This is a genomic window from Cellvibrio sp. UBA7661 (genome assembly GCA_002483365.1).
In the GTDB taxonomy this organism is placed as follows: Bacteria; Pseudomonadota; Gammaproteobacteria; order Pseudomonadales; family Cellvibrionaceae; genus Cellvibrio.
This window is the reverse complement of sequence record DLHT01000003.1, coordinates 50,313-72,282: the sequence shown is the minus strand read 5'-3', so window position 1 is coordinate 72,282 and position 21,970 is coordinate 50,313. Positions and strand designations below refer to the sequence as shown.

The following is a 21,970-nucleotide window of genomic DNA, read 5'->3' as shown; positions in this document are numbered from 1 at the left end:
TATTGCGCCCTGCCGAAATTAGCCGCCACTATTCGATGACGTTGGATATTAAGAGAGTCTTGTGTAAAAGGTAAAGTTACGCAACTCTGATCCTGTCGTGCTGGTTATTTTTGTTCAGACTACAGTAGAATCCTGCCAACCCGACAATTTTTTGGTTGATCAATGTCATCGTCTCCAGCTGATCCGAAACTCACTGCCCAGCGTCATTCGAGCCCTAGTTTATCCTCCTTACTAATGGATATTGCAGCAAATTTTCAGGCTGAGCGCGTGCGTGTGCGTGATATTACGGAATCGCTCGGGCAGCGGTCATTTGGTTTTATCCTGTTAATTTTTGCGCTGCCTAATTCGTTACCTATTCTGGGTATTCCTGGCGTATCGACGGTAACCGGTCTGCCGATGTTGTTTGTTGCAGTGCAAATGGCCTTGGGGCATAAACGCGTATATCTGCCACGCTGGATTGCCAACCGTTCCGTAGCAACGGTCGATTTTCAAAAGTTGATCAATAAAGTAGCGCCCTGGTTGCAGCGAATCGAAAAACTGATGCGTCCGCGCATTATGTTTCTTACACAAGTAAATGCAGAGCGATTATTGGGCACAGTTTGTGTTTCGCTTGCCTTTTTATTGGTGCTCCCAATTCCACTTGGAAATCTATTGCCTGCACTGGGAATTCTTTTTATTGCATTGGGTTTAATTGAGCGCGATGGCGTTTGCGTACTTATTGGTATTGGAATAGGTATTGCGGCTTGGGTATTTCTCAGCGGATTAATATGGGTTGCTGTACAAACTGTATTAGTCATGCTTGATCGGCTCGTATAAGAATCATTTTCACAATCAATAAGCATGTGACAATAATTCTTATCGAGAACTGGCTCACCCTTCTTCTGATAACTTCCACCGATAATAAAAAACTACAGAAAATTCTGAATGAATATTCAGGATTGATTCATCCTCACAAACTAGTATCGGCACCGAAAAGACTTTAATGGGAGATAAATGCAATGAACAATTCAATCAACAGTGCAATTAAAAAATTAACTTACTTATCCGCAGTGGCGGGTATTTGTGCAAGTGTTGGCGCACAAGCCGCGCCAGGAATTAGTTACAACTATGCCGGGCTACAATTTGTTGAACAAGATATAGACGATTACCACTGCGACCAGGATGGCCTGCGCTTGAATGGTAGTATGGAATTAAATAGCGATTTTTTTGCGGTAGGTTCTTACAGTGATGTCAGTGGCCGTGGCTGCGGTTCAGAAACAATCAGTGCAGGTATTGGTTACCACACAGTGTTTGGTGCTGATTCCAGTATTTATGGTACGGTAAGCGCTGAGCATATGTCGCCCGATGGTGGCAACAGTGATTCAGGTCTGATTGCTGCTGTTGGTTTGCGTGGTTTTATCAACAACAATTTGGAAGCGAAAGTAGAGTTAGCTCACCACACTGTATATGACGGCAATACTGTTCTGGGTGGTGGTGTGGCCTATTGGTTTGCTCCACAATTCGCAGTAACTGGTGATGTCGGATTTGGCTCTGAGGCTTCTGAATTTGGTGTTGGTCTTCGCATGAACTTCTAATGCTGTCGCATGATTTTTTAATGCGAATTTGCAAAACAAAAAGCCGGCATTTTTGCCGGCTTTTTTTGGAATTAATTAAATTTTTTGTCGATGCATGCTTATTGCGAACAATAATGACTTTTTACTGCTGGTTTGCGGCTTCCAATTCTTCACTCACCAGTAACCAACTTTCTTCGGAGTCTTCCAGTTGCGCTTGCAGCTTGGCTTGCTCTTGTAAAAGTGGTTGCAACGTGTTCTTGTTTTTTTCATCGTAAATAGCAGGATCACCTAGTTGATTTTCAATTTCACCCAGGCGGGCTTGCAATTTTTCCATCTGTGTTTCAAGTGATTTTAATTTGTTAGTCAGTGGTTTTAATTGCGCGCGCGCTGCGGCTGACTGTTGTCGCTGGGCTTTTTTATCAACTTTGATATCACTTTCTGTGGCAACGGGAGTCTCTTTTTCTGCTGCAACTATTTTGGCTTTTTGTTGTTGCATCCATTGGTAATAGTCTTCCAGATCGCCATCAAACTCTTCTACCTTGCCATCGGCTACCAATAAAAATTCATTGACGGTGTTGCGTAATAAATGGCGGTCATGCGATACCACAATCACTGCGCCTTCAAATTCTTGCAGCGCCATGGTCAATGCGTGGCGCATTTCCAAATCCAAATGGTTGGTGGGCTCGTCGAGCAGCAGCACATTCGGTTTTTCCCACGCAATAATGGCCAATGCCAGGCGTGCTTTTTCCCCGCCGGAAAAATGGGTGATGGGCTCAAAGGCGCGGTCGCCATGAAAATCAAAACTACCAAGAAAATCGCGGATCTCTTGTTCGCGCGCTTGTAGTGACAAACGTTGGATATGCAATGCCGCAGAAGCATTAATATCCAACGCTTCCAGTTGATGCTGGGCAAAATAACCGAGCTTAAAATGTTCGCCGTTAGTGCGGTCACCTGCGAGCAGCGGCAATGATCCGGCGAGGGTTTTTACCAGACTGGATTTACCTGCACCATTGGGGCCGAGTAAGCCCACACGGGTTTCGGCGCGGATTGCCAGCTCGACATTATTAAGAATGATCTTGCTATCCTGCCCACTGCCATAGCCAATTGTCGCACGTGCAATGTGTACCAACGGCACTGACATTTTGTCATGGCATTTAAATGTGAAAGTAAAAGGTGAATCGATATGCGCGGGCGCAATTTTTTCCATGCGCTCCAATTCTTTAATCCGGCTTTGCGCCTGGCGCGCTTTAGTTGCTTGCGCGCGGAAGCGGCGGATATAACTTTCTACGTGGGCGATGCGCTCTTGCTGCTTCTCATAACTCGCCTGTTGCTGCGCTAATTTTTCAGCGCGCTGGCGTTCAAAGGCAGAATAGTTGCCACTATAAAGATCCAACTTCTGGCGTTCGATACACACAATCCGGTCAACAATATTGTCGAGAAAATCGCGGTCATGCGAAATAATAATCAGTGTGCCTGTATAACGTTTTAGCCACTCTTCCAGCCACAGGGTTGCATCCAGATCCAGGTGGTTGGTTGGCTCATCAAGCAGTAATAAATCCGATGGGCACATAAGTGCTTGGGCAAGGTTTAAACGAATCCGCCAACCACCCGAAAAATCAGAAACGGGTCGCTCTGCATCGCCCGGTGCAAAACCCAAACCGTTTAATAATTGCTGCGCGCGCGATGGGGCAGTATAAGCATGGATATTTTCCATATCGCTATACAAGTGCGCGAGCTTTTCACCGTTGTGTTCAATATCGAGATTGGCTTGTGCAATTTCTTGCTCCAAACGGCGCAGTTCGCTATCGCCATCCAGTACATAATCCAGTGCGCTGCGGTTGGTGTGGCCAACCTCTTGCGCCATATGGGCGATACGCCATTGCTTGGGAATATCCAGTGAGCCGGTATCGCTCTGCAGGCTTCCTAACAATAATTGAAATAATGTGGATTTCCCTGTGCCGTTGGCGCCGATCAAGCCGACTTTTTGGCCAGGGTAAATCGTGAGGTCGGCGGAATCCAATAAGAACTTGGTGCCGCGTTGTACGGAGATGTTTTGTAATTGAATCATGGCGCGCATTCTAGCAGACTTGCTCCAAATTCCTGCTAGTGGATTCTCTATGCAAGCACCCGTATCAAAACCTTATTCACTATGGGATTTTTCGCGCGCGCTTTATGCGCAGCCCGGTGTTGCCGACTGCTGTCTGCGTTTGCAAGACGGGCATGGCGTTAATGTGAATATCCTGCTCTGGTGTTGTTGGTTGGGCGTGCAAGGTTATGCACTTGATCAACAGCGCCTGAATGTTGCGCAGGCGCGCATCCAAAAGTGGAATACTGACTATATCGAGCCATTACGAAGTTTGCGGCGGCAGATGAAAGCGGAATTTGGTGTGGGCGATGAAGGTATTGAAAGCGTTCGTACCCAGATCAAGCAGGCTGAGCTGCAAGCTGAGCGTCAGCTCCAGCATTGGCTTGAGCTTCAGGTGCAAGCCTGGAGTGTTGTTTCGCATGCGAGTACGGCAATAACTGACAATAATCTCCGCTTTTATCTGCGTGCATCAGGTGTTGCTGATTCCGCTATTGCACAGGCGCTAACGGTCATTGGTGCGGCGCTTACTTCTGTCATGTATTAGTGTCGCAAGAGGGCTGCTAATTGATCCACTGCCTGACTCCAATCGGCATCCTCTTTCAAACTTTGATGGATCAGTTGGCGTTGGGCGTGTGTCCAGAAGTCCGCTTTTTCCAGTGCGATGCCGTCAGGTAAGTGATGGTGTTTGATAAATCGCGCTATTGCGAGATTGCTGGATACCAGCCCCAATTGTGAAAACAATTGGTTCATATTCGCGTTGCCGTTAGTGGTGATCATAATCGATTCCTCCTTAGTCATTCCTATTAAGTATGGGAGGTTATGCGCTATTACAAGTGACTTTATTGTTATAAAAAATGATTGTTATAAAAAAGGGCGTAAAAACGCCCTTTGTTTTTGTGCAAATAAAGAGCCTGTTAACTTAACTCAAAGCACCCTGGTCATCATCAAATGGCAATGATGCTGTTGCAGGTGTCGCTTCAGCTTCAGGTGTTTCTATCGGCGCTGGGTTTGCCGGTGCTACAACCGGTGTTTCAACAAGCGATGTTGGTTCTGCTGTCGCAGGTACTTCGGGAGCTGCAACCGGTGTTGCTTCAACCACTGCGGCAGCCACTGGCGCGTCAGTGGTTTTTTTCGCTGCCACTTTTTTGGGGGCTGCTTTTTTAGCGATTTTTTTCGGCGCTGCTTTTGTTTCTGCTGCTTTTTCAACTGCCGCAGTAACCGGCATATTGGGAGCGGTTTTTACTGCTTTTTCAGGTTTTGTGGCTGTTGGTTTATCTTTGCTGATTGTCTTTTCTTTTTTAGCTGCGGTCTTTTTAGTGGCTACTTTTTTATCGGTAGCCGATTTTGTTTCAGCAGCAGTTTCTTTGGCTGGGTCTTTTTTCGTTGCTGTTTTCTTTGCGGATGTCACTTTTTTTGCCGAGCCACTTTTTTTGCTGCTGTCTTTTAGTTGTTCGGCAACAGCTTTGGCCACCGCTTTGGCAGTTGCTTGTGCAGTGGTGAGTTCATTCAGTGTTGCTTGTGCATCGCGCAGAGTTTTGCTGTGGGCGGCAACTTCTTTTTTAGCTTGTGCAATACGGGCTTTTGCAGCGGGGGTCGATGCACCTTTCGCACTTGCAGCGGCCATTTTCTTCTTGGCTGTTGCCAGATTTTTTTGTGCTGCAGCGATGGCTTTAGATGCGGCAGTCAGCTCTTGTATGCGAGCTTTATCCAGTGCAGCACTGAGTTTGGCAATTTGTTGTTCCAACTCAGCAATTGAGATTTTTGGGTTTTTTGCGGCGGCCATAAAAATACCTATCGTAGATGTGTTGGAAAAGTATGCGTTGGAAAGTCACAGTTATCGGCTTGGATGCCTTGGTGTAATGTGGGCGAATTGTAGCTTTGCCTTATTAAAAAAGGTATGCCCTGTGGGTACTTGCGATCGATATTGATGATGCTTCTGTTTTGAACTTCGCGAGTCTTTACCAGTCACAAGAGCTCACAATCCTGAAGGCAATGTAAGTGCCAGTGTGGCTGGTCGGAAGCAATGCGTGATAGCACACAGTTTATGCGGGTGTTTGCCTCGCCGGAGCGCTAAAAACACGCACATTTTGCTGAAGTTGGTATACCATTGCCGCCTGCTCTGACATCGTTGTAAGGTGTCGGCTAGGAACCAGGCGAGCGGTTGGCTTGCTTCACAGACCATGATTACAAATTAATGATTACTAATAAGGTGCATTATGTTTAACAAACGTTTATTGGTTGTTGGCCTGATGGCTGCTACCGCAGGCCTGATCGGCTGCAACAAAGAAGAAGCCAAGCCAGCTGATGACAGTGCAAAACTGACGAGCCTTGAGCAAAAAGCCAACTACATCATTGGCCAAAACCTTGGTAAAAATCTGCAAAACGGTGGCCTGGCAATTGAGCCGGAAGCACTGGCATTGGCATTGACTGATGTGCGTGATGGTAAAGAGTCGCGTATCAGTGAAGAAGATATGCAAAAAATCATGCAAGAAGTGCAACAAAAAGCGATGGCCAAACAAGAAGAAGAACAAAAGAAACTGAGCGAAGCCAATATTGCTGAAGGCAAAAAATTCCTTGAAGAAAATAAAGCCAAAGAAGGTGTAACTACCACCGAAAGCGGCTTGCAATACCGTGTAATTACCGAAGGTAAGGGTGCCAAGCCAAAAGCGACTGACACTGTAACCGTGCACTACACCGGTAAGCTGATCAACGGTACCGAGTTTGATAGCTCTGTGAAAAACGGCCAACCAGCAACTTTCCCACTGGATGGCGTCATTCCAGGTTGGACTGAAGCTCTGCAATTGATGCCACAAGGCTCCAAGTGGGAAATCGTAATTCCATCAGAATTGGCCTATGGCGCTGGTGGCCAAGGCCCAATCCCGCCATCATCAACCTTGATTTTCGAAGTTGAGTTGCTGGAAGTTAAAGCACCAGAAGCAGCACCAGAAGCCAAGTAATTGTTGCTTTCTGAGGCATAAAAAAACCCGCTTAAGAGCGGGTTTTTTTATGCGCGGTATTTGGTGATCGACAATATTTAGCTCACCAGATCTTTGTGCGATGTATGCAGTACGGCAACCAAACGGTCTTCAGTGCTAAAACGTACTTCCAGTGCTTCACCGAGTTTTGATAGGTCATCAGTCAGTGATGACAGGTCATCGGTTTCAAGGTATTTGTCATTGAAATCGAGCAGCTTTTCAGTTGTGCTATCGACAATGTCGTACAGTTTGCCGGCTTCTTTTAATGCATCGGCATCATCAAACTCGCGCCCTTCTTTGATTAACTGATCGTAGACTTCAAAATGACCGGCAGAAACATAGTCCACCAGAATTTGGCAAAAGCTGCGCAATTTCTCTCCGCGCTGCAAATCGCTCAGGTCTTGATCCAAGCCGCTCAGTGAACAGTACTGCACCAGCATTGTCTGACGCTCTTCCAACCAGCGATCAATAATGTCGTTCACACCACCCCAGCGTTCTTTGGCACTTTTGCAATTTTCTAACATCAGTTAATCCTATCGTTGTTCAGGCGCAGCCTGTTTTTCTATCGGGTATTCCGGCACAGAGCAGGCTGTATACCAGATAACAGCAAGCAGGCTGCTGTTGTTTTGAGTTTGCCACAATAGGCCATCTGATTCGCAAGGGCAAGCCGCTTAGGCGGCTTTGTGGTCCTTGCGTATGAGTTGGTATAGATTCACGACAGCGAGTCCGATAAATGCGATAAATGTCCATGCGGCCAGACTGACGCCCAGAATTTTATCGACATGGGCGCAGTTGCCATCGCCTTGCAATAACAATTTCATCGCTTCCATAAAAGGGAAAACTTCAAACATATAGGAAAGCCCGGGGCCGCATGCAGGCACCTGATCGGCGGGCAAGCTTTGCAACCAGAGTTGGCGGCCAGCAAAGCAAGCGCCGAGGATGGGGCTGATAATACCGAGTGCAGCATAAACACGGCGGCCAGTGGTGGCGGGGTTATGGATTGCGGCAAGCAGAGCCATGATACCGGTCAATACAACAAAGCCGCGCTGGGTGATACAGAGTGAGCAGGGAACCATTTTCATGACGTGCTCCATGTAGGCGGCAGCGAGCATCATGGCGGTACAAGTGATGAAGATGATCAGGTTGGTTGTGCGAATGCCAGGGATCATAGGAAATCCTTAATCGTTTCTATTTTGTATTGTGTGTGTTGTCTGGGGTGTGCGGTGCTAATGGTAAGCAATAAGTTCGCGCCAGAGCCAGCCTTTCGTGTTCCTTCTGTTGCGAAAAAGCCTGCTTGGCGGATGGGTGAAATAGTCTATGCTTGGGGCTGAGGCATTATTGCGTTCGTTGGAACGCAAAAAGCAGGACAAGTTCAAATGAGTGGAGCGGGTATGAAGTCTGTGTTGAAGAGATTGGGCGTGTGGATGGGAAGTATGTTGGCCTTGCCAGTGCTGGCGTCTGGCGGCGGCACTAAAATGGCGGAAGGCGTCAACTATATTCCGCTGACACCCGCCTTAGTGGTGAATTATGGTGGTCCTGGCAGTAAGCCCCGCTATATCAAAGTGGAGTTGTCGCTTCGCGCGGAAAATGCTGAAAATGCAACTGAAGTGATGCATCACTTACCACTGATCCGCGATCGCATGATCAGTATTCTCAGTTCCCAGACCGAGGAGAGCATCAGTACACCGGAAGGTAAAGAGTATGTGCGCCTTTATGCGTTATCGGAAATCAACAAAGCACTGTTGCAAGTGCAAGGGCATAGTGTGGATGGCCATGATGCAGGGCACAGCAAAACCAATGGCAGCGCAAAGGCTTCCGCCGTTAGTGATACTGCTGAAGTGAAAGAAGCCGCATCTGCGGTGCCATCGCTTGCTGATCTAAAACCGGTAAAAGGCCCTGCGTCAGATTTATTTTTTAATAATTTCGTAGTGCAAAAGTAATACAAAAATTGCCTAAACAACTACCGTGAAAAATAACGGCGATTGGGTTAACCCGATCGCCGTTATTTTTAATTAATCAAGTTCCGCAGCTGCAGCCGCGATACTGGGCGTAATAATTTTCCAGATATTGATCAAAAGCGGGTTGCTGGCTTGCCTCTAAATCCCGCTGTGCCTGTAATGATTTTTCACTCATGTGCGTAAATTCGGTAAAAGACTCGCCCATCAGCGGACGTCCGGAAAAATAGGCGCGATGCTGTTCCGCTTGTGCCAATACATGCGCATAAAAACTGTGGTGCGATTGTTCCATGTCTCGCAACACCTGCGCAGAAGGTGTTAATTCGGCGTTATCGATTTTTGCAAATTGTGCCGAGACTGCCTGTTGATAATGATCGCCGCCTTTGGCTTGGTCTAATAACGCAGCGCATGCACTACAACCGCGTAAAATTTCGTTTGCCCATTGCTGCATGGGGGTGTCTTTATCTCCGCGTTGTAATTGCAATTGGGGATCGCGGCCGCTGTTCACAATACGCTTTTGGTTTTCTTGCCCCTGATAAAATTCCCGCTCATCTGTTTCCGGGCTGTCGCTCAATAAGCAGTACAACAAAAATGCATCCATCACTTGCATCTGCTCTGTCGTAATACCTAAAGGGGCGTAGGGATTTAAATCGACACAGCGCACTTCCACATATTCCACACCGCGCAAGCGCAGCGCTTGTAACGCTGTCTCGCCACGTCCGGTGGTACGTTTTGGTCGGATGCTGGAATAAAATTCATTTTCGATTTGCAGCAAGCTGCTATTGAGTTGTTGGTAATTTCCTTCGCTGTCTTTTACGCCGATTTTCTCGTAATCAGCGTGGCTCTGGGTAATGGCGCCGCACAAAGTTTTTAAATAATCACCAAGGTTGTTGTAGTTCACTACAAGGGATTTTTGCGCATCGCTTTGATAACCCAAATCGCCCATGCGCAATGAAGTCGCAAATGGCAAATACATGGTGTGCTCGGCAGCGGGGAAAGGTTGCAATTTGTGCGTGCGATTTTTTACAAAACAGGAACTGACAGCGGGTGATGCGCCAAATAAATAAATCAACAACCAAAAATTGCGGCGGAAATTACGGATTAAACCAAAATAACGCTCGGTTTTGAAATCTTGCAGCGATTGTTGGTTGTTGCATTGCGCCTGCAGCACACGCCAGAAATCATCGGGCAAACTGAAGTTGTAGTGAATGCCTGCGATGGTTTGCATGGCGCGACCATAGCGATGCCCGAGCCCAATGCGATACACCGTTTTCATTTTTCCACTGTTGGATGATCCATAACGCGCGACGGGAATCTCGTTATCACCGCCGAGTATGCACGGCATGCTTGCTGGCCATAAGCGCTCATTGTTGGCCGCGAGTTGCTGGTAGGTAAAGCGATGAATATCGTCAAGCTGCGCCAACAGTGGCGCGACATCATCGAACGGATCGGTAATAAATTCGAGCAATGCTTCGCTGTAGTCAGTGGTGATATGCGGATGCGTCAGTGCCGATCCCAGCGAGTGCGGGTGATCTGTCTGCGCCAGGGTGCCAGCGGGTGTAACACGCAGGCTTTCCTTTTCCAATCCGCGCAAAATACCACGCAAGCTGGCGTTCGCAGTTGGCTCGGTAAAGGTTTCAAGTAATGAAGTATGTAAACCTTGAGGTAATGACAATTCAGGTTCCTTGGCGGCAAGCGCAGTCAGGAGGTTTGGATACTGCGGTTTGGCGTATCCAAACCCTCCACGGGAATGGGAAGCAGATTCACTCTGGCGTTGGGCTATTGGGCACAGTTTAGTGTATGTCGGCTGATTCGGTAGGCAGAGGCGGAGAGGCTTGTGCGGCAGCATCTTGCTCCAGCGTATCCAGCAGGTCTTTACCTACTTTGGGGAGTGGCTCAGGCATGATAGAGGGGTCGATAACGGGCAGCCCTTTTTCATTTGCGGCACAACTGACAACTTTAATGCGCTGTTTGTAATCTTTTGAGCTGGCTTCAAACATCTGGTTGATGGCTTCGTCTTTGTGCACTGTCTTGAACAGTGCACCCAGATCCCGGCCATCAACCCAATTATTTTGTTTGCCCAGAAACAGTAAATCCTGATTTTGAAGGATAAACAGGTCGCTCATAGTCCACCTTTATTCACAAATACCCAGCGTTTGTAACAATAACCAGACGCCCATGTGGGGGTGATGGCGGCTGAGTTCAAGTTATTTCTTTGCCGGCGCTGGTCCTGTGCTTTTGCGGATAATAAATTCCGTTGGCAGTACGCACTCACGTTGGCTCAGTGGCTCGCCTTCAATGACCTTCAGCAGCATATCCATCGCCATCTTGCCCATCTCTTCAGCCGGTTGGGAAATAGTAGTGAGGCTGGGGTCGGAATACTTGGCGTAGGCAATATCGTCAAAGCCGGTGACCGACATATCTTCCGGAATGCGGATGCCCTGGTTCTTCAAGGTTTGCATGGCACCGATGGCCATTTCATCGTTCATCGAGAAAATCGCGGTGGGGCGGTTTTTCATATTGCAGAATTGGAATGCCGCATTCAGGCCTGACCACATAGTGAAGTCACCTTCGGCAATCAGGTCTTTTTCAAAGGGGATACCGGCCTCGGCAATTGCTTCTTTATAGCCTTCCAGACGGTCTATCGCGTGGGGGTTGTCTTTCAGGCCGGAAATTACCCCGATGCGTTTGTGCCCCAACGAGATCAGATAATTCACCATGGTTTTGGCGGCAGCGCGGTTGTCGATGCGGATCGCAGGACCGGTGGTGTATTCGCAACCACAGGCATTGACGCAAGGGATGTCCGGCGGGATGTTGTTTTGGCTTTTCTCGGAACTCGGGCGCAGCTGCACTATGCCGTCAGCCAGGCGCGTTTCCACGCGGCGGATGTAATCCATTTCGCGTTCCGGAGTGCCGCGGGTATCGCCCAGAAGAACGGCATAGCCTTTCTGTTGCGCGCGGTCTTCCAGAGCGCGGATAAATAATGAGTAGAAGGGGTTGGCGATATCGGGTACCAGAACCACCACTGCGTAGGCGCGCGCCGAGCGGAAGTTGCGCGCCAACATATTGGGGCGATAGCCCACCTGAGCGATAGCGTTATGGACTTTCTCCAGACTTTCTGGGGATACCTTCTCCGGGTTACTCAGGGCTCGGGAAACGGTGGCAACGGATACACCGGCCAAGCGGGCGACATCGCGAATATTCGACATAGGGGGCAACCTTAGGCTGTCGGCAGGAGTGAAATGGTGCTGGATTTGCACGAAATCTGCTTATTTGCCGGAAAATTTACTACAGCTCATGAAAAGAGACTAGAAAAATTAAATGTAAACGGTTACATTAGTTAAGTATGTCACTTATTGTCTTATTTAATATATCTTTTTGTGGCTGCGTGCCGGTTTACATAATAACGTTGGAATTTGTTCATGAATCTTCCCCTGCTGGATATTGCCATCATATTTGCCTACGTATTGGCGACCTTGGTGGTGGGCTTCTGGATTTCCAGTCGCGCGTCGCAAGATATTAAAAGTTATTTTCTGGGTGGGAATAAATTGTCCTGGTGGCAATTGGGCTTGTCGAATGCATCGGGCATGTTCGATATCTCCGGCACCATGTGGTTGGTGTATTTGCTGTTTGTGTATGGCCTCACCAGCGTGTTTATCCCTTGGCTTTGGCCGGTGTTCAACCAGATTTTTTTGATGGTATTCCTCTCGGTATGGTTGCGCCGCTCTGGTGTTATGACTGGCGCTGAGTGGATTACGTTTCGCTTTGGCGAAGGTAAAGGTGCGCGCCTGTCGCATCTGATTGTGGTGGTGTTTGCGCTGGTGAATGTGATTGGCTTTATCGCTTACGGTTTCATCGGCATCGGAAAATTTGCGGCGGTGTTTATGCCGTGGGAGTTATCCAGCAACTCGCACATGAACGATGTTTATTACGGGCTGATCATCACCGCCATCACCACTCTGTATGTGGTTAAAGGCGGCATGTTCAGCGTAGTTTTCACCGAGGTGCTGCAATTTTTTATCATGACAGTTGCGTGTATTGCAGTGGGCATTATTGCGATGCAACGCGTCTCTCCCGAGATGTTAAATGCGGTGATTCCCCAGGGCTGGACCAGTATTTTCTTCAGCTGGGAATTGCATCTGGATTGGTCGGAAAAGCTCGCGGCAGCGCAGGCTAAAATCGATGCCGATGGTTATGAATTGTTTGCCATCTTTTTTATGCTGATGTTGTTCAAAGGCGTGTTGCAAAGCATGGCCGGTCCGCAGCCAACTTACGATATGCAGCGCGTACTCTCAGCAAAAACGCCGAAAGAAGCCGCCAAAATGAGTGGCTTTGTGACGGTGGTGTTGATGTTCCCCCGCTACATGTTGATCGCCGGATTAACCGTACTTGCGCTCGGATTTTTTATGGGCGATTTAAATGCAATGGGCGAGAATTTGGATTTTGAGCAAATCCTGCCAATGGTGTTAGCGGGTGAAATTTTGCCGAGTGGCCTATTGGGTTTGTTAATCGCAGGCTTGCTCGCCGCATTTATGTCAACCTTTGCTGCCACCGTTAATGCTGCACCGGCGTATGTGGTCAATGATTTATACAAGCGTTACATCAATGCGGATGCCGATCCAAAAACTTATGTACGTATGAGTTATGTTATTTCGGTGTTGTTCGTCATTCTGGGTGTGGCGATCGGTTTTTTCATTCCTACCTTGAATCAGGTGATCCAATGGTTGGTGAGCGCACTTTACGGTGGTTACACCGCATCCAACGTTCTTAAGTGGTATTGGTGGCGTTTTAATGGCTACGGCTATTTCTGGGGAATGGTGACTGGTTTTGCGATTGCCTTCCCGTTGATCTTTACCGATATATCACCAATCAATGCTTTTCCATTTATGTTTGTTGCTTGTATAGCTGCTTGCGTGATTGGCTCGCTGCTCACCGCGCCGGACGATATGGAAGTATTGAAAAAATTCTATGCCAAGGTACGCCCTTGGGGCTTCTGGGCACCGGTGCTTGCCGAAGTGCAAAAAGAGTATCCACATCTGGGCAGCAATAAAAATTTCACACGTGATGCGCTCAACGTGGTGGTGGGGGTGGTATGGCAAACCTCGTTGGTTGCTGCGCCTATTTTTATGGTGATCAAGCACTGGCCGGAATTTATATCGGCGATGGCAATTGCATTGGTTACCAGCATTTTCTTGTGGTTTAACTGGTATAAAAAATTGGAAGACTACCCGGCAGATACGCCTGCTGGTGTTTTGCAAAACACAAATGACGAGCATCTGTTAACAAAATCCTGACCGTTAATTTTTTTGCACTGTGGATGTCTCTGCAGTGCAAAAAAATTTTAACGACCAGTGTAATCGATTACGTTTTATGCCCGCTGGTTATGAAGCACAGTGCAGGGCAATACATTGATAAATTCATCGGAGTATTTGACGCATGAGTAGTTTTAAAGAAAAAGCCAAGGCACTATTGCAGCAGCACGACGCGTTGGTAACAAAAAAAAATACAGTAAAAGCGAATGGAAATGGCATTTACGACTGCTATGAAAATCCCATTCTTACTGCTGCCCATGCCCCCATTTTTTGGCGCTACGATCTTAATGAAAAAACCAATCCCTTTCTGATGGAGCGCCAGGGCGTGAATGCCGCGTTTAATTCCGGTGCGCTCTATTGGAATGGAAAATATATTTTGGCTGTGCGCGTAGAAGGTGTTGACCGCAAATCCTTTTTTGCGGTTGCTGAAAGCCCGAATGGTATCGACAATTTCCGTTTTTGGGATTACCCCATCACCCTGCCAGAAACAGATCGTCCTGACACTAATGTGTACGATATGCGTTTGACCGCGCACGAAGATGGTTACATCTACGGTTTGTTTTGCACCGAGCGCAAAGATCTCAATCATCCGAATGATACTTCTGCTGCAGAGGCGCAATGCGGAATCGCGCGCACTAAAGATTTAATTACCTGGGAGCGTTTGCCGGATTTGGTGACTTACTCGGGCCAGCAGCGCAATGTGGTGTTGCATCCGGAATTTATTGATGGCAAATACGGTTTGTTCACGCGTCCGCAAGATGGTTTTATCAGTGTGGGTGCCGGTGGCGGTATCGGTTGGGGTCTGGTTGATGATATGACCAAAGCTGAAGTGAAATCCGAAGTGATTGTGGATGGCAAGGTTTATCACACCATCAAAGAAGTAAAAAACGGCCAGGGCCCCGCACCGATTAAAACCGCAGAGGGTTGGTTGAATCTCGCGCACGGTGTGCGCAACACGGCGGCTGGTTTGCGTTACGTGCTTTATATGTTCATGACCGAGTTGGAGCGCCCATGGGTTGTTACTCATCGCCCTGCCGGGCATTTTATTGCGCCGCACGGTGATGAGCGTGTAGGCGATGTGTCCAACGTGGCGTTCTCTAATGGTTGGATCGTGAATGAAAAAAATGAAGTATTTATTTATTACGCGTCATCTGACACGCGCATGCATGTTGCGACATCAACGGTTGAAAAACTGATTGATTACTGCAAAAACACTCCGGAAGATGGTTTGCGCTCTGCTGCATCTGTCGCGGTGCGCAATGAGTTGATCAGTGCGAATTTGTCCATTCTGAAAGAGTGGGTATAAGCAGATGGGGCATCCTGTTTTACCAGAGCCAATTGTTATTGATGCCGCAGCCCAGGCTGCGGTAATGATGCAGGAATTCCATACAGAATTGATCGCGATCGCAGATTGGTGGGCGACGTATTCGCCAGATCTGGAGCGCGGTGGATTTTATGGCGAAATCGATGCTGGCAATCGTCCGGTAAACGATGCCAGCAAAGGCATTATTTTGAATGCACGCATTTTATGGTTTTTTAGCGAGGTTGCGCAGCAGTTGGATGACTTACGTTATCGCGACTGCGCGCAGCGTGCCTATGACTATCTTGTTACGCATTTTTTTGATGCGGAATTTGGTGGTGTCTATTGGGAATTAGATGCAGCAGGAAACCCCATCAATACCAAAAAACAAATTTATGCACAGGCGTTCACTATTTATGCGCTGGTGGCTTATTTCGAATTAACAAAAGATGAGCAGGTGTTGGTGCGCGCACTGGAATGTTTTGAGTTGGTAGAACGGTACGGTATTGATCCTATTAATGAGGGTTATCTGGAAGCCTTCACGCGCGAATGGAAACCGATTGATGATTTGCGTTTGAGTGAAAAAGATTTGAATTATCCCAAATCACAAAATACGCATTTACATATCATGGAGGCTTACACCACTTTGCATCAGGCACATCCGGCACCCGGTATACGCGCGGCGCTTGAATATAATATCCGGATGTTTGATCGCTACATGATCGACCGCAGCAGTCATCACCTGCGGATGTTTATGGATTTGCAGTGGAATGATTTTTCGCCCGGTTACACCTACGGCCATGATATTGAAGCCAGTTGGTTAATTGCCAAAGCATTGGAGTCATTAGGTGATGAACATTACACCCGGGCCTTGACTCCTACGCTGCTCAAGGTGGCAGAGGTTACGTTGAATGAGGCGGTGGGTTGTTACGGACAAGTGATTGACTCTTATGATCGCGCAACCCAAACAGCCAACACCGATACCACCTGGTGGGTGCAAGCAGAAGCCTTGGTTGGTTTTTTGTATGCCTATGCTACCAGTGGCGAGCAGCGATTTTTTACTGCGGCAGTCAATGTGTGGGAATTTATCAAGCAGTATCAGATTGATCACCAAAAAGGTGAATGGTTTTGGCTGTCCAATTTAGATAAGCCCGATCAATATTCTTATTACAAAGTAGGCTTCTGGAAGTGCCCTTATCACAACGGGCGTGCCATGATGGAAGCGATCCGCTATTTGCAAACACACAGCTAATTTTTTGTTGGAATTACATAATGAATAATTATTTCCCACTGCTGCTTCGCTTGTTATCCGCGCTTGTTATTTTATTTGGTGTTATCGCCTGTACCGATTCGACAACAGCTCCAGCAGTATCAGGTGTGCCTGACGATGCCAAAGACGCAAAAAATGTAGCGGATTTTGTCCAGGCAAAAGGCGTGCGTTTTGAAAAAAATGGCAAGCCTTATGTCATCACCGGTGTGAACATGTGGTACGCCGCTTACTTGGGTGCGCCGGGTGGTGTTGGTGACCGCACACGCTTGGCCAAGGAGTTGGATACGCTTAAGTCCATTGGTGTGAATAATATCCGGGTGCTCGCGGTGTCCGAACAAAGCGATATTAATTCTGCGGTAAAACCTGCGGTTACTAATGGCTTTGGTAATTACGATGAAAACCTGCTGCAAGGTTTGGATTATTTATTGATAGAACTTGCCAAGCGCGATATGACAGCAGTGCTTTATTTCAATAATTTTTGGCAGTGGTCAGGCGGCATGAGCCAATACATGAGCTGGATTACGGGTGAGCCTATGCAAGATCCCAATGTGACCCAGCAGTGGGAATCGTTTATGGCCAACTCGGCCAGTTTTTATCGCAGCGAAAAAGCACAACAGGAATATCGCAACACTTTGAGAAAAATCATTACGCGCGTGAATAGCATTAATGGCAAACTCTATGTCGATGATGCAACGATTATGTCCTGGCAATTGGCCAATGAACCTCGCCCCGGCAATTCACACACATCCCAAGAGCACAAAGAGATTTATATCAATTGGATGCATACAGCCGCTGCTTATATCAAGAGCCTTGATGCGCATCATTTGGTGAGCAGTGGCAGTGAGGGTGAAATGGGTTCGGTTAATGATCTGGATGTATTTGTGCGCGCACATGCAACGCCGGATATTGATTACCTCACCTACCATATGTGGATTCGCAACTGGGGCTGGTTTGATAAAACCAAACCCGCTGAAACATGGCCACCAGCATGGGAAAAAGCACAGCGTTACATGCGTATGCATATTGATATCGCTAAACAAATGAATAAACCGCTGGTGTTGGAAGAGTTTGGTTTGGATCGTGATATGGGCGCCTATGCAATAGATACCACAACAGAATATCGCGATCGCTATTTTCGCGAGGTATTCAACGTGTTGCTTGAAAGCGCACAAAAAGGTGAGCCCAGTGCAGGCTACAACCTGTGGGCATGGAATGGCGCAGGCAGGACAACGCGTGAAAATTTCTGGTGGCAAGAAGGCGATGATTTTATGGGGGATCCACCACAAGAGGAGCAGGGAATGTATGGCGTGTTTGATACCGATAAATCTACCATCGCTATCATGAAAGAATTTAACGCACGGTTTCAACCTTAGTTCGCCATCCGAAAGGCAATTGAAAAACTGCAATCCTGATTGCAGTTTTTTTTGCCAAATTATTAATTTATATGATTAGTAATACGGTGGAGTAATTTAAAAAAATATCTACATAAATTTATCAATACGGTTTATTACACGGGGGAGCATCATGACAACACAGTTTATATTTCGATGGGTTTTTATCGCATTGGGTTTGTTGGTGGGCGCGCAAGCCAGCGCACAAAAATTTGAACAAGTCGCCAGAACACCACAATTGGGCTGGAACAGTTGGAATACGTTTGGCTGTAACGTAAATGAAAAAATGATTCGCGAAATGGCGGATGCAATGGTCAATAGCGGCATGAAAGCGGCGGGTTATGAATACATTAATATCGATGATTGCTGGCACGGCGAGCGCGATAAAAATGGCTTTATCCAAGCTGATAAAAAACATTTTCCGTCCGGTATGAAAGCGCTTGCCGATTATGTTCACGCAAAAGGTTTAAAGCTTGGTATTTATTCTGATGCAGGTAACACCACGTGTGCAGGTCGCCCGGGCAGCCGTGGACATGAATACCAGGATGCGCTCACCTATGCGAGCTGGGGGATCGATTACGTGAAATACGATTGGTGCGATACCAAAGATATTAATCCCGTTTCTGCGTACTCAACCATGCGCGATGCAATTTACAAAGCAGGGCGGCCAATGTTGTTCAGTATTTGTGAGTGGGGCGATAACAAACCATGGGACTGGGCAAAAGATGTTGGCCATTCATGGCGCACCACAGGTGATATTTATCCTTGCTGGAACTGCGAGCACAATCACGGCTCATGGTCTTCATGGGGCGTGTTGCCGATCCTTGATAAACAAACAGGTTTGCGCAAGTTTGCAGGCCCCGGTCATTGGAATGATATGGATATGATGGAAGTGGGCAATGGTATGACGGCTGATGAAGATCGCGCACACTTTTCGTTGTGGGCGATGATGGCATCGCCACTGATTGCAGGAAATGATTTGCGCAACATGAGCGACGCTACCAAGCAATTGCTCACCCACAAAGACACCTTGGCGATTAATCAGGATAAGTTGGGAATCCAGGCCATGAAGTGGATTGATGAAGGCGCTATTGAAATTTTTATCAAGCCATTGGAAAAAGGTGATTACGCGGTGCTGTTTTTAAATCGCGATGATGTTGCACGCGATTACAGTCTGGATTGGAATTTCCATTACATGAAAGACGATATTAGCAAGCATGAAATTTTCTTTGATAAAAAACGCTTCAACTGGCGCGATATCTGGACCGGTGAAAAAGGTACTACGGGCAGCCAATACACAACCCGTATTCCTGCCCATGGTGTTGTTGTGCTGCGTTTGAGTCCGCAATAATCGTCAGGGTTTCACTGTATCAACACAATAAAAAAGCCAGCACGCGCTGGCTTTTTTATTGTGGCTTATGCTGTTTGCACCTACACTTTTCACATAAAGCCGTTTGCTATCGAGCAGCTTGCGTATGTTGGGAGGTGAGATGGATAAATATTTTATTAGCGCAAATGAATTGTTGTTGGATTCATTCAAGCTTGCAGAGCAAATTTTCCTCAGTGGTTTTCGCCCGCATTTTATTGTGGGTGTATGGCGCGGCGGCTCGCCAGTGGGCATTGCTGTGCAGGAATTTCTGGAGTATGCCGGTGTGCCGACCGACCATATCGCAATACGCACATCCTCGTATTACGGTATCGATCAACAAAGCAAAGATATTCGTGTGCATGGGCTTGATTACATCGTCAACAATGTGGATGCCGACCAATCGCTGCTGATTGTCGATGACGTGTTTGACTCCGGCCGTTCGATCATGGCGGTGATAGAGGAAATCAAGCGGAAATCCCGCCGCAATGCGCCCGGCATCATAAAAGTGGCATGCCCCTGGTATAAACCAGCGCGCAATACCACCAGTATTACGCCTGATTTTTATGTTCATGCAACCGACCGCTGGTTGGTTTTTCCGCACGAGTTATGTGGCCTGACGCCGCAGGAAATTTTGCAAGGAAAAGGTCAGGAGGTGGCTGCTACCCTTGCGCATCTGAAAAAAGGATAAAAAATAATCGCCCTGAATAGGAAAAATACCAAATGCGTAATTGAATCCTGCCCAAGAGCGAAAACCTGTTATTCGACAGGCGATAAAGCAGGAATTTTTCAACTTTTGTGTTGACTCAAAAAGACCAAACGGGTTTAATACGCGCCTCTTGCAGCGTGGCTACCGCCACAGCAAGCACGACACGCCCAGATAGCTCAGTCGGTAGAGCAGTGGATTGAAAATCCTCGTGTCCCTGGTTCGATTCCGGGTCTGGGCACCATATTAAAACCCGAAGTTCTCGCGAACTTCGGGTTTTTTATTGGGTGTATATTTTTGCCCTCCGCTTTGCTTGCGTATCTGGAATGTATTGACGATGGAAAGTAACCAAGCCCTCAATGTACAGCCTGCGCTTACGACGCAGCGCATCGCTGCTCTTGATACTGCACGCGGCATCGCGGTGCTCGGTATCTTGCTTATCAATATGTATTCATTTGCACTGCCGGAAGTGGTGCGTGCCAATCCGTTTTTGATGGTGGGCGCTAGTGGCGTAGATCGCGCGCTCTGGTATGTGCTGCATATCTTTGCCGACACTAAATTTATCACCATGCTCAGCGTGGTATTTGGTGCGAGTCTTTGGCTTTTTGCCGAACATAAAGCCGGGAGTGAGAGGCAGCTTGTTGATCAGTTGCAGTACCGCAGGCTTATGTGGCTGCTGGTGTTTGGTTTGCTGCATAGCTATTTGCTGTGGGATGGCGATGTGTTGTTTACCTATGCTGTGTGTGGCTGGGTGGTCTGGCATTTGCGTCGCTATGACACTGTGTTGCTGCTCAAAATAAGTGCCGGTCTGTTCGCAATCGGTGCGCTGCCCAATGTGGTGATGGCTGCTTTTTTCCCCGAGGTGATGAATGAGCTGATGGCTTACCAAACGGCAGATGAAATCGCCGCAGAGGTTGCGCACTATCAACAGGGTTGGGGTGCAGTTGCGCTTGAACGGATTGGAACGGCAGTTGGGCTGCAGCTGGGCGTGCTTGTGACGGGGTGGTCAACCATCGCGCTGATGTTGGTGGGGATAGTGTTGGCGCGTTGCGGATTGCTAACCCTGCAAGTGAGTGCTGATCACTATCGCCGGTTAATCGCACTAACCGGCGTGCCGGGGTTGTTGCTGATTGCGATTGGGTTGTACAAAAGCATCCACTATGGGTTTGCCGCTGGTTATGTCTACACCTATGGATATGAGCTCCATTTTTGGGGTAGTAGTTTGCTGGGGGTTGCGTATGTGCTGATGGCGATGCTGTGGTGTCGCGCGGCAGGTGGATCATTTTTCGCGCGAGTTCTTGCGGCTGTGGGGCGTATGTCGCTGAGCGTCTACATCATGCAATCGCTGATTTGTACGCTGCTATTTTATGGCTATGGGCTGGGGTGGTATGGCCAATTGTCGCTTTCACAAGTGGTGCTAGTCACTCTGCTTATCTGGTCGTTCCAGTGTATGTTCGCCTGCTGGTGGCTCGCACGCTTCCGTTATGGACCGCTTGAATGGTGGTGGCATCGCTTGGTGTATCAGGTTCAATAACAGTTCTAAGTAGTCGGTTCTTTCATAGCAATTGCGTCTGTTTTGCCGGGTGTGCTGGATTACACTTTTAGGTGTGCCCCATCTTTTGCGAGCGATTGGCTATGCGTACTTATATCCGTCATCCCACGTCTATCCCTATTCAGGTCTGTGCAGGCGGCGATGAAGCATCGCGTGTGCGGGTGCGCAACCTGAGCGCGGGCGGTTTATGTTTTGTCACCGATAAACCGGTCAAGGTGGGGACTCTGGTGGAGTTCGATATTCCCGTCACCAAGCCTGACTATCATGGGCGCGGTGTTATTATGTGGCGACGCGAACAGTCATCCAGCCAATATGAGGTGGGTGTGCGTTTTACCAGCGACGATGAGTTCTTTCGTACACGCATGGTGGAGCAGGTGTGCCAGATAGAAGATTATCGCCAGCGCCTGGCATTAAAGGGGCGCAGGTTAACCAGTGAAGAGGCGGCACTGGAGTGGATCGAACGCTACTCAGCGGACTTTGATGGACAGGCGCAGACACATTAGT

The 21,970-nt window shown here is 47.9% G+C and carries 21 protein-coding genes and 1 tRNA gene; 14 read left to right on the top strand and 8 right to left on the bottom strand.

Annotated elements, in window-relative coordinates:
* The first annotated feature begins 162 nt into the window (after positions 1-162).
* Together B2739_RS00630 and B2739_RS00625 are read left to right on the top strand one after the other, a co-directional pair.
* Positions 163-816, top strand: a complete 654-nt coding sequence (locus tag B2739_RS00630; RefSeq protein WP_331343947.1) for an exopolysaccharide biosynthesis protein — start codon at positions 163-165, stop codon at positions 814-816.
* Between the two features lie 182 nt (positions 817-998).
* Positions 999-1,574 carry a hypothetical protein gene (locus B2739_RS00625; RefSeq protein WP_331343946.1) on the top strand — a complete coding sequence of 192 codons (576 nt, stop codon included), beginning with the start codon at positions 999-1,001 and terminating at the stop codon, positions 1,572-1,574.
* Between the two features lie 121 nt (positions 1,575-1,695).
* Here B2739_RS00625 and B2739_RS00620 read toward each other — a convergent pair whose 3' ends face one another.
* Positions 1,696-3,621: an ATP-binding cassette domain-containing protein gene (locus B2739_RS00620; protein ID WP_331343945.1), complete on the bottom strand. Its 1,926-nt coding sequence runs from the start codon at positions 3,619-3,621 to the stop codon at positions 1,696-1,698.
* A 49-nt stretch (positions 3,622-3,670) separates the two neighbouring features.
* On the opposite strand from B2739_RS00620, the gene B2739_RS00615 reads away from it, so the two are divergent.
* The gene (locus tag B2739_RS00615) at positions 3,671-4,183 is read left to right on the top strand and encodes a TIGR02444 family protein (RefSeq protein WP_331343944.1); all 513 of its coding nucleotides are present in this window, start codon (positions 3,671-3,673) and stop codon (positions 4,181-4,183) included.
* On the opposite strand, the gene B2739_RS00610 is transcribed toward B2739_RS00615, so the two are convergent.
* On the bottom strand, positions 4,180-4,416 hold the full coding sequence (locus B2739_RS00610; RefSeq protein WP_331343943.1) for a DUF2789 family protein: 237 nt from the start codon (positions 4,414-4,416) through the stop codon (positions 4,180-4,182). The genes B2739_RS00615 and B2739_RS00610 overlap by 4 nt on opposite strands.
* 142 nt (positions 4,417-4,558) lie before the next feature.
* On the bottom strand, positions 4,559-5,422 hold the full coding sequence (locus B2739_RS00605; RefSeq protein WP_331343942.1) for a hypothetical protein: 864 nt from the start codon (positions 5,420-5,422) through the stop codon (positions 4,559-4,561).
* 433 nt (positions 5,423-5,855) lie between these two features.
* Here B2739_RS00605 and B2739_RS00600 point away from each other — a divergent pair, with 433 nt between their 5' ends.
* Positions 5,856-6,596, top strand: a complete 741-nt coding sequence (locus B2739_RS00600; protein WP_331343941.1) for an FKBP-type peptidyl-prolyl cis-trans isomerase — start codon at positions 5,856-5,858, stop codon at positions 6,594-6,596.
* Positions 6,597-6,673: 77 nt separating this feature from the next.
* Here the strand turns inward: B2739_RS00600 and rsd are convergent, their stop codons facing one another.
* Together rsd and B2739_RS00590 are read right to left on the bottom strand one after the other, a co-directional pair.
* On the bottom strand, positions 6,674-7,138 hold the full coding sequence (gene rsd, locus B2739_RS00595; RefSeq protein ID WP_331343940.1) for a sigma D regulator: 465 nt from the start codon (positions 7,136-7,138) through the stop codon (positions 6,674-6,676).
* 147 nt (positions 7,139-7,285) lie between these two features.
* Entirely contained in the window at positions 7,286-7,783 is a 498-nt protein-coding gene (locus tag B2739_RS00590; protein ID WP_331343939.1) for a disulfide bond formation protein B, read from the bottom strand.
* Between the two features lie 222 nt (positions 7,784-8,005).
* Here B2739_RS00590 and B2739_RS00585 point away from each other — a divergent pair, with 222 nt between their 5' ends.
* Positions 8,006-8,554: a flagellar basal body-associated FliL family protein gene (locus tag B2739_RS00585; RefSeq protein WP_331343938.1), complete on the top strand. Its 549-nt coding sequence runs from the start codon at positions 8,006-8,008 to the stop codon at positions 8,552-8,554.
* A gap of 76 nt (positions 8,555-8,630) precedes the next feature.
* On the opposite strand, the gene gshA is transcribed toward B2739_RS00585, so the two are convergent.
* From gshA to B2739_RS00570, 3 genes are all read right to left on the bottom strand, one after another.
* Positions 8,631-10,244 carry a glutamate--cysteine ligase gene (gene gshA, locus B2739_RS00580; RefSeq protein ID WP_331343937.1) on the bottom strand — a complete coding sequence of 538 codons (1,614 nt, stop codon included), beginning with the start codon at positions 10,242-10,244 and terminating at the stop codon, positions 8,631-8,633.
* Between the two features lie 118 nt (positions 10,245-10,362).
* Positions 10,363-10,695: a hypothetical protein gene (locus B2739_RS00575; RefSeq protein WP_331343936.1), complete on the bottom strand. Its 333-nt coding sequence runs from the start codon at positions 10,693-10,695 to the stop codon at positions 10,363-10,365.
* 81 nt (positions 10,696-10,776) lie between these two features.
* Complete coding sequence (locus B2739_RS00570) at positions 10,777-11,778, bottom strand: LacI family DNA-binding transcriptional regulator (RefSeq protein WP_331343935.1); 1,002 nt, start codon at positions 11,776-11,778, stop codon at positions 10,777-10,779.
* A gap of 213 nt (positions 11,779-11,991) precedes the next feature.
* On the opposite strand from B2739_RS00570, the gene B2739_RS00565 reads away from it, so the two are divergent.
* From B2739_RS00565 to B2739_RS00525, 9 genes are all read left to right on the top strand, one after another.
* Entirely contained in the window at positions 11,992-13,863 is a 1,872-nt protein-coding gene (locus tag B2739_RS00565) for a sodium:solute symporter family protein (RefSeq protein ID WP_331343934.1), read from the top strand.
* A gap of 142 nt (positions 13,864-14,005) precedes the next feature.
* The gene (mgp130, locus tag B2739_RS00560) at positions 14,006-15,187 is read left to right on the top strand and encodes a 4-O-beta-d-mannosyl-d-glucose phosphorylase Mgp130 (RefSeq protein ID WP_331343933.1); all 1,182 of its coding nucleotides are present in this window, start codon (positions 14,006-14,008) and stop codon (positions 15,185-15,187) included.
* A gap of 4 nt (positions 15,188-15,191) precedes the next feature.
* A complete protein-coding gene (locus B2739_RS00555; protein WP_331343932.1) occupies positions 15,192-16,433 on the top strand; it encodes an AGE family epimerase/isomerase in 1,242 nt (413 codons plus the stop codon).
* Positions 16,434-16,453: 20 nt separating this feature from the next.
* Positions 16,454-17,824 carry a mannanase gene (locus B2739_RS00550; RefSeq protein ID WP_331343931.1) on the top strand — a complete coding sequence of 457 codons (1,371 nt, stop codon included), beginning with the start codon at positions 16,454-16,456 and terminating at the stop codon, positions 17,822-17,824.
* A gap of 151 nt (positions 17,825-17,975) precedes the next feature.
* A complete protein-coding gene (gene aga27, locus B2739_RS00545) occupies positions 17,976-19,193 on the top strand; it encodes an alpha-galactosidase Aga27 (protein ID WP_331343930.1) in 1,218 nt (405 codons plus the stop codon).
* A gap of 139 nt (positions 19,194-19,332) precedes the next feature.
* Positions 19,333-19,899 carry a phosphoribosyltransferase gene (locus tag B2739_RS00540; protein WP_331343929.1) on the top strand — a complete coding sequence of 189 codons (567 nt, stop codon included), beginning with the start codon at positions 19,333-19,335 and terminating at the stop codon, positions 19,897-19,899.
* A 183-nt stretch (positions 19,900-20,082) separates the two neighbouring features.
* Positions 20,083-20,158, top strand: a tRNA-Phe gene (locus B2739_RS00535).
* Positions 20,159-20,251: 93 nt separating this feature from the next.
* Positions 20,252-21,448 (top strand): DUF418 domain-containing protein, encoded by a 1,197-nt coding sequence (locus B2739_RS00530; RefSeq protein ID WP_331343928.1) that lies wholly within the window; start codon positions 20,252-20,254, stop codon positions 21,446-21,448.
* Positions 21,449-21,549: 101 nt separating this feature from the next.
* On the top strand, positions 21,550-21,969 hold the full coding sequence (locus B2739_RS00525) for a PilZ domain-containing protein (protein WP_331343927.1): 420 nt from the start codon (positions 21,550-21,552) through the stop codon (positions 21,967-21,969).
* Position 21,970 lies beyond the last annotated feature (1 nt).